This is a genomic window from Stutzerimonas chloritidismutans, assembly GCF_051486945.1.
Classification (GTDB): domain Bacteria; phylum Pseudomonadota; class Gammaproteobacteria; order Pseudomonadales; family Pseudomonadaceae; genus Stutzerimonas; species Stutzerimonas chloritidismutans_B.
The window spans coordinates 333,399-349,203 of record NZ_JAHVDX010000004.1; the positions used below are offsets into that span (position 1 = coordinate 333,399).

Here is a 15,805-nt window from a genome sequence, read left to right on the forward strand (position 1 = left end):
GGGGCTTTCTCCGTCTCAGGTTGACGCTAGTTCTTCAACCGATAACCCGTCTTGAAGATCCAACCGATCAATACCAGGCACAGCGCAAGGAAGCCCAGCGTCATGGCCAAGCTGATGCCAACGTTGACGTCGGAAACCCCGTAGAAGCTCCAGCGGAACCCGCTGATGAGGTACACCACCGGATTGAACAGCGTGACGTTCTGCCAGAACGGCGGCAGCATCTCGATGGAGTAGAAACTGCCGCCCAGGAAGGCCAGTGGCATGACGATCAGCGATGGCACGATCTGAAGCTTCTCCCAGCCGTCCGCCCAGATGCCGATGATGAAGCCGAACAGGCAGAAGGTCACCGCCGTCAGCAACAGGAACAACGCCATGACGAACGGGTGAGCGATCTCGTAGTCGACGAACAGCCGCGCCGTCAGCAGTATCACGATGCCGAGAATGATCGACTTGGTCGCCGCCGCGCCGACATAGCCGATGACGATCTCGAGATAGGACACCGGCGCCGATAGCACTTCGTAGATCGTCCCCGAATAGCGCGGCATGTAGATGCCGAACGAGGCGTTGGAGATGCTCTCGGTGAGCAGCGCCATCATGATCAGCCCGGGAATGATGAAAGCGCCGTACGGAATGCCATGCATGGCCTCCATGCGCGAGCCGATGGCCGAGCCGAACACCACGAAATACAGCGACGTGGAAATGACCGGCGTGGCGATGCTCTGCAGCAGCGTGCGCCAGGTGCGGGCCAGTTCGAACAGGTAAATAGCGCGGATTGCGTGCAGGTTCATGTGCGGCTGCCCTTGACCAAGCTGACGAAGATTTCCTCCAGCGAGCTCTGGCTCGACTGCAGGTCCTTGAAATCGATGCCGTGCTCGGCAAGGCGCTTGAGCAGGTCGGCAATGCCGGTGTCTTCATGCTGCGCATCGAAGGTGAACACGAGCTGGTTGCCGGCATCGACCAGTTCCAGCGGATAGCCGGCCAGCTCCGTGGGGATCGCCGAGAGGGGGCGTTGCAGGTGCAGCGTCAGCTGTTTCTTGCCGAGCTTCTGCATCAGCCGGTGCTTGTCCTCGACCAGAATGATCTCGCCCTTGCTGATCACCCCGATGCGGTCGGCCATCTCCTCGGCTTCCTCGATGTAGTGCGTGGTGAGGATGATGGTGACGCCGCGCTCACGCAGGCCACGGACCATCTCCCACATGTCGCGGCGCAGCTCGACGTCCACGCCCGCGGTCGGTTCGTCGAGAAAGAGGATGCTCGGTTCGTGCGACAGCGCCTTGGCGATCATCACGCGGCGCTTCATGCCGCCGGACAGCTCGATGATCCGCGCCTTGCGCTTGTCCCACAGCGAAAGGTCGCGCAGCAACTTCTCCAGATAGGCGTCGTCCGGCGCCTTGCCGAACAGCCCACGCGAGAAACGCACCGTGGCCCAGACGCTCTCGAAGCCTTCGTTGAATAGCTCCTGCGGCACAAGGCCGATCTTCGAACGCGCATCTCGGTAGTCCTTGACGATATCGAAGCCGCCAACCTTCACCTGCCCACCGCCCGGATTGACGATGCCGCAGATGATGCTGATGAGCGTCGTCTTGCCGGCGCCGTTGGGGCCCAGCAAGGCGAATATCTCACCCTGGCGGATCTCCAGGTCGATCTGTTTGAGCGCCGGATGGCCCGACGCATAGGTCTTGCTCAGCTTCTCGATGGATATCACGGGCTGCACGGGTCGATAACTCCACGACGATGGGCGGGTGATTGTAAAGCGAGTTCGTTACGCGTGCTGTCCTACGCACTGCCTTCGCAGCTTCGCGGCGTTTCGTCTGTCGATTGGCCGGGATGCCTGTGTATCTGGCCCGAACGCGCACGCATGGTTCACCCCGCTGGCGCGACGGCAACCAGACCCTGCACAGCCCAACGTGCGCCAGTGCATAGCGAGCCTACGTGCTGGTGGGCAAAATGCGGCCTTCCCTCTTGAGCAAGGATGCTCCTATGCAACGCCTGAGCGCGTTATCGCTGTGCTTCGCCGCCACGTTTTCCTTCGCCGGCTGCCCTGACTGGTCGCCTGAACAGGCGCGGACGGAAACCGCCGCCCTCCATCAACAGCTGGCCGAGTGGAACGACGCTTACCACCGTCGTGGCGTGGCGCTGGTCGACGATGAAGTCTACGACCAAGCCAGCCAGCGTCTCGAACACTGGCGCGCCTGCTTCCCGGACAGCACCCCAGCCCTGCCCGACCCGCTGGACACTGCGTCGGGCGAGGTGCGCCATCCGGTGGCGCAGACCGGCCTGGCGAAGCTGGCCGACAGCACCGCCGTCACGCGCTGGATGTCCTCGCGCAACGACTTGTGGATCCAACCAAAGGTCGACGGTGTGGCGGTGACCCTGCATTACCGCCAGGGCGCGCTGATCCGCTTGATCAGCCGAGGTGATGGCCGCCACGGGCAGGACTGGACCCGGGTCGCCCGGCACCTGCCCGCCGTGCCTGAGCGCATCGCCCAAACTGGCGAGCTGGTCCTGCAGGGCGAGCTCTACTGGCGACTCGATAGTCATGTCCAAGCAAGCGCAGGCGGTGTTGGCGCGCGAGGAAAAGTAGCCGGTGCCATGGCACGCGATACGTTGACCAACGACGAGGCCGCGCAGATCGGCCTGTTCGTCTGGGACTGGCCAACCGGCCCCGAGGCCATGCAGGCCCGGCTCGACGGGCTCGCCGCGATGGGCTTCGGCGAGAGCACCGCGCTGACCCACTCCGTCGCGACTCCAGAGCAGGCCGCCCACTGGCGCGACACCTGGTATCGCCAACCGCTGCCCTTCGCCACCGACGGCGTGGTGCTGCGCCAGGGCCGTCGCCCCGACGCCACGCGCTGGCAAGCCGAACCACCGCATTGGGCCGCGGCCTGGAAATACCCGCTGCGCACCGCGCTGGCCGACGTCCGCGAGGTGACGTTCAGCATCGGCCGCAGCGGGCGCATCACTCCGATCCTTGAGCTGGATCCGCTGCTATTGGATGGGCGCCGTATCAGCCGCGTCAGCCTAGGCTCGGTCGAGCGGTGGCGGCAGGCGGACATCTTGCCCGGCGACCAGATCACGCTGGGACTCGCCGGCCATGCCATCCCACGGTTCGAACGCGTTGCCTGGCGCGCACGACACAGGTCGGCCATCCAGGCGCCGACCGCTTCCAGCTACCATGCCGACAGTTGCTGGCACGCGACGCCCGGTTGCGAGCAGCAATTCCTGGCCCGGCTCGTCTGGCTAAGCGGCAAGAAGGGTCTCAACCTGCCGCACCTAGGCCCAGGCACCTGGAAACGCCTGATCGAAACCGGTGCGCTGACTGACCTGCACGGCTGGCTTTCACTCGATGAAGTTCGCCTGCGCCAGCTGCCGGGTATCGGCGAAAGCACGGCGCGCGAACTGATCGCGAGTTTCCGCTTGGCCCGCACGCGGCCCTTTTCTGCCTGGCTACGCGCCCTCGGCCTGCCGCCGGGCTATATACCGGCGGACGATACGAGCTGGGCGGCGCTGGCGGCGCGCAGCCAGGCGCAGTGGCAAGCAGAGCCAGGCATTGGTGCACGACGAGCACAACAGCTGCATGCATTTTTCGCTTCTCGCGACGTCCAGGCCCTGCAACAAGCCCTGCAGGCCGAGGGCATCGCCGGCTTCCAAGGGCACTAAGCCGGCCTGCTCCAGTCTCAAAGCAAGAACAATAAGAACGGAGCGTGCATGTTTGTCAGGCGATACATCCTGTTTCCACTGGTACTTGCCAGCTTGGCGCGGTTGGCGACGGCCGCGCCGGACCCGGTCGATCCCTGCAGCGACTCGAGGCGGATGATTGGCGAGCAGATCACCGAGGCGCGGCTGAAGGGCGACAACGCCAGGCGCACTGCGCTGGAAGAGCAGTTGCAGGCGCTCGCGACACAATGCCGAGGCGTGACACCGGTGCAACCCAACCATCTGGCCATCGAACGAGCGACGCGCCTGGCTGAGCAGCGCGAAGCCCAGCTGCGCGAAGCGTTGGGCAGCGGCGATCCGACGCGGATCGAGTTGAGCAAGCGCCGCCTCGACCACGCGCGGCGGCAGCTGGAAGCCGCCAAGCGCTAAACCATCAGTAGTTTCGAAATTCCTTGTGGCAGGCTTCGCAGGCGTCTTCGACCTGCTGGAAGGCCGGCGCGACAGCTTTGGGCGTCAGTGAGCCCGAGGTCGTGGCCGTCACCAGCGCTGCTGTGCGCGCTTCGAGCGCCCGGGCCAGTTCGTTGAAGCGCGCCTGCTGCTGCCAGACTTCGTCACGCGCGTCACTCCCGGCTTCCTTGACCTCGGGGTAGAACTGCCAGGGCTGGCGCGACAACTCGTCGAGTTTCGCCGCGCCGCTGGCGAAGCCCTGCGAATCGAACGCCAGACGGCCGCGCAGCATGCCACCCAGGTCCTCCTTGACGTCGAGCATTTGCTGGTAGATGGCCTTGCGCTTGCCGAGCGGGGAGTTTGGGTCGATACGGTCGCACCCGGTCAGGGCGAACAGCACCACCAGCGAAACGAGGAGCAGCGACTTCATGGCCGATCTACCAGTAACAGGACGGGCCGCGATTATCCCTGCTGCCGGAGGTTTCGCCAAACCGCTCTACTGCGACCATTGACCGCCGGCGTTTTCGCAATCGATCTTCGCCTGCGCACGATCGCTGGCGGCGTAATTGTAGGTCACGATGTGGGCGTGCTCCGGCACGGTGGACGGCGCGGGCGTCGTCGTCGCCTGGCTGCCCTGAGCACGCGGATTGGCCAATGTCTCGGGCGTCATCGGAGCAGTACAGATACCAAAGGCACCCGCCGGACAACTGTCCCGGATCTCATTGCGGGTATTTTTGATCGCTTCGTTATCTTGGCAAACCCAGTCGATCGAGTTGTCTTCCACCCCCTGATACTCGAAGCACTTCTCTGTCACTACCGGTGGCGGCACAGCCCCGGAAGTGTCGACAGTGACGTAGCAGGAATTGGCCGCCGCCGGCAGGCTCAGCATGGCGGCAACGGCTAGCAGGACAGCACGGAACGCGATGTTCATGGTTGGCAGCTCCTGAAGGACAATCGCCCGGCGAGGTTCACCGAACCTTAAGGGTTCGACGACAGGCAGCGGGTTGAGTTCGTCCGCTCGTCCCGTGGGCAGCCGCACCAAATCGGTGCCCCGCACGGTCCACACATGACTGTCACCCGAAACGGCTTGGGGTCCGCATGCTGGAACTGTCCGCCATATTCATCAGCCTCACTGCGCTGCTCGCCTATCTCAACTACCGCTTCATCGGGCTGCCTCCGACCATCGGCGTCATGGCGACAGCCCTGGTGTTCTCGGTATTGCTGCACGGCCTGGCGATGCTCGGCTTGCCGGCCTTCGAACAGCGGATCGAGGCACTGGTCGGGCGGATCGACTTCAATCACCTGCTGATGGACGGGATGTTGTCCTTCCTGCTGTTCGCCGGTGCGCTGCACATCAATCTCGCCGACCTGCGCGCGCGGCGCTGGGCCATTGGCCTGCTGGCGACCGTCGGCGTGCTGTTCTCGACGGCCGTGATTGGCTTCGGTAGCTGGTGGCTGCTGGACCTTTTCGGCCTGCAACCACCATTGATCTACTGCCTGCTGTTCGGTGCGCTGATCTCGCCGACCGACCCTATCGCGGTACTCGGCATCATGCGTTCAGCAGGCGCACCCAAGGCGCTGGAAACCACCATTGTGGGCGAATCGCTATTCAACGACGGCGTCGCGGTGGTCGTCTTCACCGTGCTCCTTGGCGTGCTGGCCCGCGGTGAAGCGCCGGGAGCGGGCGAAGCGGTGTGGTTGTTCGTCGAGGAAGCGGGCGGCGGCATGCTCTTCGGCGCCTTGCTCGGCGCAATGACCTTCGCCCTGCTCAAGAGCATCGACCAATACCAGGTGGAAGTCCTGCTGACGCTCGCACTGGTGCTCGGCGGCTATACCCTGGCGACGCACCTGCATGTGTCCGGCCCAATCGCGATGGTGGTGGCAGGCCTGATAATCGGTAACCAGGGGCGCCGCCACGCCATGTCGGCCCACACCCGGGAGAACCTCGACAATTTCTGGGAACTGCTGGACGAGATCCTTAACGCGGTGCTCTTCGTGCTGATCGGCATGGAGCTGGTGCTGCTGCCGTTCAGCGCGCAGTATCTGTTGATCGCACTGTGCGTGACCTTGCTGATCCTCGGCACACGCCTGGTCGCGGTCGGCCCGCCCGCCCTGCTGCTGCGCCAGATGGGCCGTGCCTTGCCGAACGGTACAGTGCGCATCCTGACCTGGGGTGGTTTGCGCGGCGGTATTTCAGTCGCGCTGGTGCTCGCGTTGCCAGCCAGCGAGGAGCGCAACCTGCTGCTCAACATCACTTACCTGGTGGTGCTGTTCTCGATTCTGGTGCAGGGCCTGAGCATCGGTCGCCTAGTTCGCCGGATATGCACTCAGCAGAGCGCCGAACGGCACTGAGCCGGTCACGCCCAGGCTTGGGATTGCACGCCTGCGCGGCTATACTCGCCAGGCTTCACACAGCCGACACCGTTCGGCCGTGCCCGCCACCTGTCCGAGGGGCGCTGCAGCAGGGCAGAAACCTGTTCCGGATCTCAAAAGCCACGCGGCTGAGCTGTCGCGACAGCAGATCCATCAGGTTTCACCTGTCAGGCTCGGTCAGGGCGTTAACCATACGCACCAACGGCGCCCATTCGCATAAACGAATGGAGAACTGTTCAATGAGCGCTGTCATGACGCCTGCCGGTTTCAACGATTTCAAGGTTGCCGACATTTCCCTGGCCGACTGGGGCCGCCGCGAAATCATCATCGCCGAATCGGAAATGCCGGCACTGATGGGCCTGCGGAAAAAGTACGCCGGTGAGCAACCGCTCAAGGGCGCGAAGATCCTCGGCTGCATCCACATGACCATCCAGACCGCTGTACTTATCGAGACGCTGACGGCGCTAGGTGCCGAAGTGCGCTGGTCCTCGTGCAACATTTTCTCGACTCAGGATCAGGCCGCTGCCGCCATCGCAGCTGCCGGCATCCCTGTGTTCGCCTGGAAGGGCGAGACCGAAGAAGAATACGAGTGGTGCATCGAGCAGACCATCCTCAAGGACGGCCAGCCGTGGGACGCCAACATGATCCTCGACGACGGCGGCGACCTGACCCAGATCCTTCACGACAAGTACCCGCAGGTGCTCGAACGCGTCCATGGCGTGACCGAAGAAACCACCACTGGCGTGCATCGCCTGCAGGACATGCTCAAGAAAGGCACCCTGAAAATCCCGGCGATCAACGTCAACGACTCGGTCACCAAGAGCAAGAACGACAACAAGTACGGCTGCCGCCACAGCCTCAACGACGCCATCAAGCGTGCCACCGACCACCTGTTGTCGGGCAAGCAGGCGTTGGTCATCGGCTATGGCGACGTGGGCAAGGGCTCGGCCGCTTCGCTGCGCCAGGAAGGCATGATCGTCAAGGTCAGCGAAGTCGATCCGATCTGCGCCATGCAGGCGTGCATGGACGGCTATGAGGTCGTCTCGCCGTACCTGGACGGTGCCAACGACGGCACCGATGCCAGTATCGACAAGGCACTGCTCGGCAAGATCGACCTGATCGTCACCACCACCGGCAACGCCAATGTCTGTGACGCCGGCATGCTCAAGGCCCTGAAGAAGCGCGCCGTGGTCTGCAACATCGGCCATTTCGACAACGAGATCGACACCGCTTTCATGCGCCAGAACTGGGGCTGGGAAGAGGTCAAGCCGCAGGTGCACAAGATCCACCGCACCGGCAAGCACGTCGATCCTGCCAATGATGACTACCTGATCCTGCTCGCCGAAGGTCGCCTGGTTAACCTGGGCAACGCCACTGGCCACCCGAGCCGAATCATGGACGGCTCTTTCGCCAACCAGGTGCTGGCACAGATCCACCTGTACAACGAGAAGTTCGCCGACCTGCCGGTGACTGAGAAGACCAAGAACGTAACCGTCATGGTCCTGCCGAAAAAGCTCGACGAGGAAGTCGCGCTCGAGATGGTCAAGGGCTTCGGCGGCGTCGTGACCCGGCTGACACCGAAGCAGGCCGAGTACATCGGCGTCGAGGTCGAAGGCCCGTTCAAGCCGGACAGCTACCGCTACTAAGAACCGCTGAAGGCCGAAAGGCTGGAGGCGGGACGACATGCCGCGCGCTCGTCCCGCCTCCAGCCGCCAGCCTTTATCGATAAGAGGAAGTTTCGGGCAGCAAGCTGTCCGACAGCCCTGGATTCGCCATGAGCAAACCCCAATCGAAACCCTCCATCAGCTTCGAATTCTTCCCCACCAAGACCGAAGCCGGACACGAAAAACTGCTGGCCACCGCGCGCCAGCTGGCTGAATACCAGCCGGATTTCTTCTCCTGCACCTATGGTGCCGGCGGCTCGACACGTGATCGAACGCTGAACACCGTGCTGCAGCTCGACGGCGAAATAAAGGTACCGACCGCGCCGCACCTGTCCTGTGTCGGCGACAGCAAGGCCGAGCTACGCACGTTGCTGGCGACCTACCGCGACGCCGGCATCCGCCGTATCGTCGCCCTGCGCGGCGACCTGCCGTCAGGCATGGGCATGGCCAGCGGCGAGCTGCGCTACGCCAACGAGCTGGTGGAATTCATCCGCACCGAAACCGGCGATCACTTCCACATCGAAGTCGCCGCCTATCCGGAAGTGCATCCGCAGGCGCGCAGCTTCGAAGACGATCTGGCCAACTTCGTACGCAAGGCCAACGCCGGTGCCGACAGCGCCATCACTCAGTATTTCTTCAACGCCGACTGCTACTTCTACTTCGTCGAGCGGGTGCAGAAGCTGGGTGTGGATACACCGGTCATCCCCGGCATCATGCCGATCACCAATTACAGCAAGCTGGCGCGTTTCTCCGACGCCTGCGGCGCGGAGATCCCGCGCTGGGTCCGCAAGCAGCTGGAAGCCTATGGCGATGACATCCCGAGCATCCAGGCATTCGGCACCGAGGTGATCTCCGAGATGTGCCAGAAGTTGCTTGAGGGTGGCGCGCCGGGCCTGCACTTCTACACCCTGAACCAGGCGGAGCCGAGCCTGGCGGTGTGGAATAACCTCGGCCTGTCGCGCTGAAAGCCGGACCAGCTCCACAGAAATAGGCGCTGGTCAATGAACCTGCGAACTGCCACACTGTCGTACCAATGCGGGGTAGACAGCCTCTGTTATACTCCGCGCTTCCGCCAGGCTTACGCCCGGATGCCGATGTCTCGTGACGCGGCAGGACCGGACGGGATCGCACGCCAGTCGCGATTCGAGCCAGGCATGACCATCCCAGGGCGTCGCCCTAACAAGACAGGATTTCTCATGTCCTTTGCTTCCCTCGGTCTCTCCGAGGCTTTGGCCGGTGCCGTCGAGGCCGCCGGTTACACCCAGCCTACACCGGTGCAACAGCGGGCGATTCCCGCCGTGTTGCAAGGACGCGACCTGATGGTCGCCGCACAGACGGGCACCGGGAAAACCGGTGGCTTCGCGCTTCCCGTCCTCGAAATTCTATTCCCGGGCGGCCACCCCGACCGCGAGCACCGCCATGCCGCGCGTCAACCGCGCGTGCTGGTGCTGACGCCAACGCGCGAACTTGCCGCCCAGGTCCACGACAGCTTCAAGGTGTATGCCCGCGACCTGCCGTTCAAGAGTGCTTGCATCTTCGGCGGCGTCGGCATGAACCCGCAGATCCAGGCGATCGCCAAGGGGCTCGACGTACTCGTCGCTTGCCCGGGCCGCCTGCTCGACCTGGCCGGCCAGAACGCGGTCGACCTGTCGAAGGTCGAGATCCTTGTCCTGGACGAAGCCGACCGCATGCTCGACATGGGCTTCATCCACGACGTCAAGAAGGTCCTTGCCCGGCTTCCGGCGAAGCGCCAGAACCTGCTGTTTTCGGCGACCTTCTCTAAAGACATCACCGATCTGGCGAACAAGCTGCTGCATGATCCCGAACGCATCGAGGTGACGCCGCCGAACACCACGGTCGAGCGCATCGAGCAGCGAGTGTTCCGCCTGCCGGCAAGCCACAAGCGTGCCCTGCTGGCGCACCTGATTACTCAGGGTGCCTGGGAGCAAGTGCTGGTCTTCACCCGTACCAAGCACGGCGCCAACCGCCTCGCCGAATATCTGGACAAGCATGGCCTGCCGGCTGCCGCGATCCATGGCAACAAGAGCCAGAACGCGCGCACCAAGGCGCTGGCCGACTTCAAGGCCAACCAGGTGCGTATCCTGGTCGCTACCGATATCGCCGCTCGCGGGCTGGACATCGATCAGTTGCCCCATGTCGTCAACTTCGAGCTGCCCAACGTCGAAGAAGACTATGTACACCGCATCGGCCGAACTGGCCGCGCCGGACGCAGCGGTGAAGCAATTTCCCTGGTCGCACCCGACGAAGAAAAGCTGCTCAAGGGCATCGAACGGATGACCAAGCAGAAGATTCCAGACGGCGATCTGATGGGCTTCGATGCCGAAAGCATCGAGGCGGAAAAGCCTGAAGTTCGCGAACCTCGCCAACCCCGACAGCCGCGCAGCGCCGAGCGCAAGCCGCGGGCGAAAGCAGCTGATGCACAGGCGCCTGCCGAGCAGCAAGAGCGCACGCGCAACCGCCGCAGCCGCAACAAGCCACGGGGTGGTCGCGCACAAGGTGCCGAGCAGAGCGCTGCTGCGACCGTCAGCCGTCCGCCGCGGATGCCGAACGATCGTGACCCGGAAACCTTCCTCGATGATGAGGTCGATAATTTTGGCAACCGCGTCGACTACGTCAGCCCTTATCAGAACCAGCCAGGCCGCGGGCGCCGCTCCGGCGGCGGCAGCCCAGGCAATGGGCAACCGCGTGCCAACTCAGGGCAGCAGCGCAGCGGTGGCGGCGGTGGCGGTGGCGGTGCGGCAGCTGGCCAAGGGAAGGGCAAACGCAATGGCCAGTCGGCGCGTGGCGGCCAACCCCGCCGCAACAAGAACGAAGTGCGTCGTGAAGAGCTCGGGGGCGCGCGCCGAGACATGGCGGCCGAGAAGCCGAAGGAAAAGCAGCCGGTGATCATTCACAAGGAGTCGAAGATCGACCGACTGCCGAGCATCGATCAGCTCGAACAACTTCCGACACGGCCGCGTGGCGAGAAACCAGCCTTGCTGACCCGCAACCGCTGACCGCGCTGCAATAACGAAAACGCCGCCTCTGGTTGACCAGGGCGGCGTTTTTATTTGGTTCGAGAAAAGACGCTCGCGTCAGCCTTCTCCGGGCAAGGGTTGCGCCTGAGCATCCCAGCCACCCCCAAGCGCCTTGAACAGATCCACTTCGCTGGTCATCTGGGCGAGGCGATCGGCGATGAACTGCTGTTTGACCTCGAATAGCTGGCGCTGCGCATCCAGCAGGGTCAGGTAGCTGTCCACACCGGTGCGATAGCGGCGCTCGGCGAGGCGATAGTAATCCTCACTGGTTCCCAGCAGGTCGCGCTGGGCCTGCACCTGGCGCGTGTAGGTCGACTGCGCGGCCAAGCCGTCGGACACCTCACGAAACGCCGTTTGAATCGCCGACTCGTACTGCGCGACCTGGATGTTGCGGCTGATTTCGGCATAGTCGAGATTGGCGCGCAACTGGCCCGCATTGAAGATCGGTACGCTGATGCTCGGCGAGAAATTCCAGTAGCGGGAGCCGCCTTCGAACAGGCCAGAAAGCTCGCTGCTCGCCGTGCCCGCCGCGCCGGTGAGGCTGATACTGGGGAAGAACGCCGCCCGCGCCGCACCGATGTTGGCGTTGGCTGCCCGTAGCTGGTATTCGGCCTGGATAATGTCCGGCCGCTTGCGCAGCAGGTCCGATGGCAGTCCGACTGGCAGCGGCGCCAGTTGATCGCGTTCGAGATCACCCGGTGCCGGCAGGTTTGCAGGCAGGTTCTGCCCCAGCAGCAACACCAGGGCGTTGCGGTCTTGCGCGACCTGGCGTGTGTAGCGCTCGATGCTTACGCGCGCCGTGTCGACCGCGCTGCGCGCCTGGCTTAGCTCGAGCGCGGACGCGACGCCCACATCGAAGCTGTGCTGCGTCAGCGACAGGCTTTCCTCATAGGTATCGAGCGTGTCTCGGCTTACCTGCAGCAGCGCCTGGTCGGCCTGCAGCGTCAGCCAGGCGTTGGCCACACTGGCGATCAGGCTGATCTGCGTGCTGCGCTGCGCTGCGGCTGTGGCGAAGAATTGCTGCAGCGCCTGCTCACGCAGGCTGCCAAGCCGGCCGAACAGGTCGAGCTCCCAGGAAACGCCCAGCGTGGCACTGTACTGGCTGCTGATCGCGCTCTGCCCAGACTGATTGAGATCGCCTGGCGTGCGTGTACGGCTGCCGGCCCCGTCAGCGGAAACGGCCGGAAGCAGATCAGCGCGCTGGACCCGATATAGCGCACGATAGGCTTCGACGTTGAGCGCGGCGGCACGCAGGTCCCGGTTGTTTTCCAGCGCCACGCCGATCAGCTGGCGCAAGGCCGGATCGCGAAAGAACGCTTCCCAGCCCAGCGACAAGGCCTCGCCCCGGGCAGCGCTCTCGGTCCCTTCGTAGGCCTCTCCGGTTGGCCAAGCCTGACTAACGGGCGTGTCCGGGCGCTGGTAATCCGGGATCAGCGAACAGCCACTCAACGTGGCCAGCAAGGCCAGGGCAATTACTGACTTGTTCATTGTGCATCTCCCTTCGGCGCTTCGGTGGCGTCGTTGTTGCGCTCACCCAGCGAAGACACCAGAACATAGAACAACGGCACCCAGAAAATCACCAGCAAGGTTGCGGTGAGCATGCCGCCAATGACGCCCGTGCCGATGGCGTGCGAGCTGCCTGCGCCCGCACCGCTGGCCAAAGCGAGTGGAACCACGCCTAGCGTGAAAGCCAATGAGGTCATAACGATCGGCCGCAGGCGCATGCGGCAGGCCTGGATCGCCGCATCGAACCGGTTCATCCCCTGCTCATGAAGTTCCTTGGCGAATTCCACGATCAGGATGGCGTTTTTCGCCGTCAAACCGATAGTGGTCAGTAGGCCTACCTGGAAGAACACGTCATTGGACAGGCCGCGCCCAAGCGTCGCCAGCAGCGCACCGATCACCCCGAGCGGCACCACGAGCATGACCGCGAAGGGAATCGACCAGCTTTCGTACAAGGCCGCCAGGCAAAGGAATACCACCAGCAGCGACAAGGCATACAGCGCCGGCGCCTGATCACCGGAGAGACGCTCCTCGTAGGACAGACCGGTCCACGAGATGCCGACACCCTGCGGCAATTTCTGGGCTATCTCTTCCACCGCAGCCATGGCGTCACCGGAGCTGTAGCCCGGCGCGGCTTGGCCTAGGATCTCCATCGCCGATACGCCGTTGTAGCGCGACAGTTTGGGCGAGCCATATACCCACTCGCCGCTGGCGAAGGCGCTGAAGGGCACCATCTCGCCGGCATCGTTACGCACGAACCACTTGTCCAGGTCTTCTGGATTCATCCGCGAGCTGGCCTCGCCCTGCATGTAGACGCGCTTGACGCGGCCGCGATCGATGAAGTCGTTGACATAGCTCGAACCCCAGCCGATCGACAGCGTCTGGTTGATCGCGCTCAGCGATACGCCGAGTACGCGAGCTTTTTCGTCGTCGATCTGCAGCTGATACTGCGGCTCGTCATTCAATCCGTTGGGGCGGACGCCAGTCAGCGCCGGGTGTTCGGCCGCCAGCCCGAGGAACTGATTACGGGCGTTCATCAGCGTCTCATGACCAACGCCTGCCCGGTCCTGAAGGAAGAAATTGAAGCCCGTCGCGTTACCCAGCTCCATCACCGCCGGCGGCGCAAAAGCGAACACCATGGCGTCGCGGAATGCACCGAAGCGGGCCTGCGCGCGCTGCGCCAGCGAAGCGACGTCCTCGCCCTCACCGGTGCGCTCATCCCACGGCTTCAGACCAACGAAGGCCAGGCCTGAGTTCTGCCCGCGACCGGCGAAGTTGAAGCCGGTAACGGTGAAGACCGAGTTGACCACGTCAGACTCCTCTTCAAGCAGATATTTGCGCATCGCGTCGATCGTCTGCTGAGTACGCTCGGCGGTCGAGCCGGCGGGTGTCTGGACCTGAACGAACAGCACACCCTGGTCCTCGTCGGGCAGGAAGGACGCGGGCAGACGTGTGAACAGCACCGCCATGATCGCAACGATCACCACGTACAACAGCAAGAACGGAATCTTGCGCTTGAGCACGCTGCGCACGCCGTTCTCGTAGCCGCCCACGCCGCGTTCGAAGGTTCGGTTGAACCAGCCGAAGAAGCCACGTTTTGCATGATGCTGACCCTTGGGGATCGGCTTGAGCAAGGTCGCGCAAAGCGCCGGAGTGAAGATCAGCGCGACCAGCACCGACAGCGTCATCGCCGAGGCGATGGTGATCGCGAACTGGCGGTAGATCACGCCGGTCGAACCGCCGAAGAAGGCCATCGGCACGAAGACAGCCGACAGCACCAGGCCAATACCAACCAGCGCACCCTGGATCTGCGACATCGACTTACGCGTCGCTTCGCGCGGTGACAGCCCCTCCTCGGCCATCACCCGCTCGACGTTTTCCACCACGACGATGGCATCGTCCACGAGCAAGCCAATCGCCAGGACCATCGCGAACATGGTGAGTGTATTGACGCTGAAACCGAATGCCGCGAGCACGCCGAACGTCCCGAGCAGGACAACCGGCACGGCAAGTGTCGGAATCAGCGTCGCACGGAAATTCTGCAGGAACAGGTACATCACCAGGAAAACCAGCGCGATGGCTTCGAACAGGGTGTGCACCACGCCGGTGATCGACGCCGATACCACGGGAGAAGTGTCGTACGGATAGACCACTTCCATCCCTGCAGGGAAGAACGGCTTGAGCTCGTCGATGGTGGCGCGCACCGCCTTGGCGGTATCGAGGGCATTCGCCCCGGTCGCTAGTTTGATCGCCATTGCCGACGCCGGCATCCCGTTGTACAGCGCGCTGATCGCTGCGCTCTGCTCGGCCAACTCGACCCGCGCCACGTCACCCAAGCGGACCTGAGAGCCATCGCTGTTGACCTTGAGCAGGATGTTGCGGAACTGCTCAGGTGTCTGCAGCCGCGTCTTGCCGATGATGGTCGCGCTCAGTTGCTGGCCCGGCACCGCCGGCAAGCCCCCGAACTGGCCGGCCGAAATCTGGACGTTCTGCGCCTCGATCGCATCGCCGACATCACTTGGCGTCAGCGCAAAATTGTTGAGCTTGGCCGGATCGAGCCAGATCCGCATCGCATACTGCGAGCCAAACACCTGAAAGTCACCGACCCCGGCAGTCCGCGAGATCGGGTCCTGGATATTGGAGACGATGTAATCGGAGAGGTCGCCGCGGGTCAGGCTGCCATCGGTCGAAACCACGCCGATGACCATCAGGAAGTTACGCACCGCCTTGGTCACACGGATGCCCTGCTGCTGCACTTCCTGCGGCAGCAACGGCGTCGCCAGTTGCAGCTTGTTCTGCACCTGGACCTGAGCGATATCCGGGTCGGTGCCCTGCTCGAAGGTTACGGTGATTGTCATGCTGCCGTCGGAGTTGCTTTCCGAAGACATGTAACGCAGGCCGTCGATCCCGTTGAGCTGCTGCTCGATGACCTGGACTACGGTGTCCTGCACCGTTTGCGCCGACGCGCCCGGGTAGTTGACAGAAATGCCGACCGCAGGCGGCGCAATGCTGGGGTATTGCTGGACCGGTAGCGACAGGATCGACAGGGTGCCAGCCAGCATGATGACCAGCGCGAGCACCCAGGCAAAGATGGGCCGGTCGATAAAGAATTTGGACATTGAC

Annotated in this window: 12 protein-coding genes and 1 riboswitch; of the genes, 6 read left to right on the forward strand and 6 right to left on the reverse strand. The window is 63.5% G+C overall.

The genetic code is table 11. The features are described from left to right. Positions 1-26: 26 nt before the first annotated feature. Positions 27-788 (reverse strand): ABC transporter permease, encoded by a 762-nt coding sequence (locus KXR72_RS16955; protein WP_437422264.1) that lies wholly within the window; start codon positions 786-788, stop codon positions 27-29. After that, complete coding sequence (locus tag KXR72_RS16960; RefSeq protein WP_437422265.1) at positions 785-1,714, reverse strand: ABC transporter ATP-binding protein; 930 nt, start codon at positions 1,712-1,714, stop codon at positions 785-787. The genes KXR72_RS16955 and KXR72_RS16960 overlap by 4 nt, the downstream gene beginning before the upstream one ends. 266 nt (positions 1,715-1,980) lie before the next feature. On the opposite strand from KXR72_RS16960, the gene ligB reads away from it, so the two are divergent. Continuing rightward, complete coding sequence (gene ligB / locus KXR72_RS16965; RefSeq protein WP_437422266.1) at positions 1,981-3,660, forward strand: NAD-dependent DNA ligase LigB; 1,680 nt, start codon at positions 1,981-1,983, stop codon at positions 3,658-3,660. Between the two features lie 48 nt (positions 3,661-3,708). Next, on the forward strand, positions 3,709-4,086 hold the full coding sequence (locus KXR72_RS16970; protein WP_437422267.1) for a DUF1090 family protein: 378 nt from the start codon (positions 3,709-3,711) through the stop codon (positions 4,084-4,086). A 4-nt stretch (positions 4,087-4,090) separates the two neighbouring features. Here the strand turns inward: KXR72_RS16970 and KXR72_RS16975 are convergent, their stop codons facing one another. Beyond that, positions 4,091-4,534, reverse strand: a complete 444-nt coding sequence (locus KXR72_RS16975; RefSeq protein ID WP_437422268.1) for a c-type cytochrome — start codon at positions 4,532-4,534, stop codon at positions 4,091-4,093. Between the two features lie 66 nt (positions 4,535-4,600). Then, positions 4,601-5,035, reverse strand: coding sequence for a hypothetical protein (locus KXR72_RS16980; protein ID WP_437422269.1), 435 nt, complete (start codon positions 5,033-5,035; stop codon positions 4,601-4,603). A gap of 167 nt (positions 5,036-5,202) precedes the next feature. Here KXR72_RS16980 and KXR72_RS16985 point away from each other — a divergent pair, with 167 nt between their 5' ends. The 4 genes from KXR72_RS16985 (at position 5,203) to KXR72_RS17000 (ending at position 11,158) form a co-directional block, all read left to right on the forward strand. Further along, the gene (locus KXR72_RS16985) at positions 5,203-6,456 is read left to right on the forward strand and encodes a cation:proton antiporter (protein WP_437422270.1); all 1,254 of its coding nucleotides are present in this window, start codon (positions 5,203-5,205) and stop codon (positions 6,454-6,456) included. A 90-nt stretch (positions 6,457-6,546) separates the two neighbouring features. Continuing rightward, positions 6,547-6,694: riboswitch (S-adenosyl-L-homocysteine riboswitch) on the forward strand. Between the two features lie 22 nt (positions 6,695-6,716). Then, a complete protein-coding gene (ahcY, locus tag KXR72_RS16990) occupies positions 6,717-8,123 on the forward strand; it encodes an adenosylhomocysteinase (RefSeq protein WP_437422271.1) in 1,407 nt (468 codons plus the stop codon). 128 nt (positions 8,124-8,251) lie between these two features. Continuing rightward, complete coding sequence (gene metF, locus KXR72_RS16995; protein ID WP_437422272.1) at positions 8,252-9,106, forward strand: methylenetetrahydrofolate reductase [NAD(P)H]; 855 nt, start codon at positions 8,252-8,254, stop codon at positions 9,104-9,106. A 231-nt stretch (positions 9,107-9,337) separates the two neighbouring features. Continuing rightward, positions 9,338-11,158: a DEAD/DEAH box helicase gene (locus KXR72_RS17000; protein ID WP_437422273.1), complete on the forward strand. Its 1,821-nt coding sequence runs from the start codon at positions 9,338-9,340 to the stop codon at positions 11,156-11,158. Positions 11,159-11,236: 78 nt separating this feature from the next. On the opposite strand, the gene adeC is transcribed toward KXR72_RS17000, so the two are convergent. Together adeC and KXR72_RS17010 are read right to left on the reverse strand one after the other, a co-directional pair. After that, positions 11,237-12,667 carry an AdeC/AdeK/OprM family multidrug efflux complex outer membrane factor gene (gene adeC / locus KXR72_RS17005; protein ID WP_437422274.1) on the reverse strand — a complete coding sequence of 477 codons (1,431 nt, stop codon included), beginning with the start codon at positions 12,665-12,667 and terminating at the stop codon, positions 11,237-11,239. Beyond that, positions 12,664-15,801, reverse strand: coding sequence for an efflux RND transporter permease subunit (locus KXR72_RS17010; protein WP_437422275.1), 3,138 nt, complete (start codon positions 15,799-15,801; stop codon positions 12,664-12,666). The genes adeC and KXR72_RS17010 overlap by 4 nt, the downstream gene beginning before the upstream one ends. Between the last annotated feature and the right edge of the window lie 4 nt (positions 15,802-15,805).

What these genes read in the sequence shown, in the direction of transcription:
- adeC (WP_437422274.1), bottom strand. Translation starts at nt 12,667, where the DNA reads ATGAACAAGTCAGTAATTGCCCTGGCCTTGCTGGCCACGTTGAGTGGC.
- KXR72_RS16980 (WP_437422269.1), bottom strand. Translation starts at nt 5,035, where the DNA reads ATGAACATCGCGTTCCGTGCTGTCCTGCTAGCCGTTGCCGCCATGCTG.
- ligB (WP_437422266.1), top strand. Translation starts at nt 1,981, where the DNA reads ATGCAACGCCTGAGCGCGTTATCGCTGTGCTTCGCCGCCACGTTTTCC.
- ahcY (WP_437422271.1), top strand. Translation starts at nt 6,717, where the DNA reads ATGAGCGCTGTCATGACGCCTGCCGGTTTCAACGATTTCAAGGTTGCC.
- KXR72_RS16955 (WP_437422264.1), bottom strand. Translation starts at nt 788, where the DNA reads ATGAACCTGCACGCAATCCGCGCTATTTACCTGTTCGAACTGGCCCGC.
- KXR72_RS16985 (WP_437422270.1), top strand. Translation starts at nt 5,203, where the DNA reads ATGCTGGAACTGTCCGCCATATTCATCAGCCTCACTGCGCTGCTCGCC.
- KXR72_RS16970 (WP_437422267.1), top strand. Translation starts at nt 3,709, where the DNA reads ATGTTTGTCAGGCGATACATCCTGTTTCCACTGGTACTTGCCAGCTTG.
- KXR72_RS17000 (WP_437422273.1), top strand. Translation starts at nt 9,338, where the DNA reads ATGTCCTTTGCTTCCCTCGGTCTCTCCGAGGCTTTGGCCGGTGCCGTC.
- metF (WP_437422272.1), top strand. Translation starts at nt 8,252, where the DNA reads ATGAGCAAACCCCAATCGAAACCCTCCATCAGCTTCGAATTCTTCCCC.
- KXR72_RS17010 (WP_437422275.1), bottom strand. Translation starts at nt 15,801, where the DNA reads ATGTCCAAATTCTTTATCGACCGGCCCATCTTTGCCTGGGTGCTCGCG.
- KXR72_RS16975 (WP_437422268.1), bottom strand. Translation starts at nt 4,534, where the DNA reads ATGAAGTCGCTGCTCCTCGTTTCGCTGGTGGTGCTGTTCGCCCTGACC.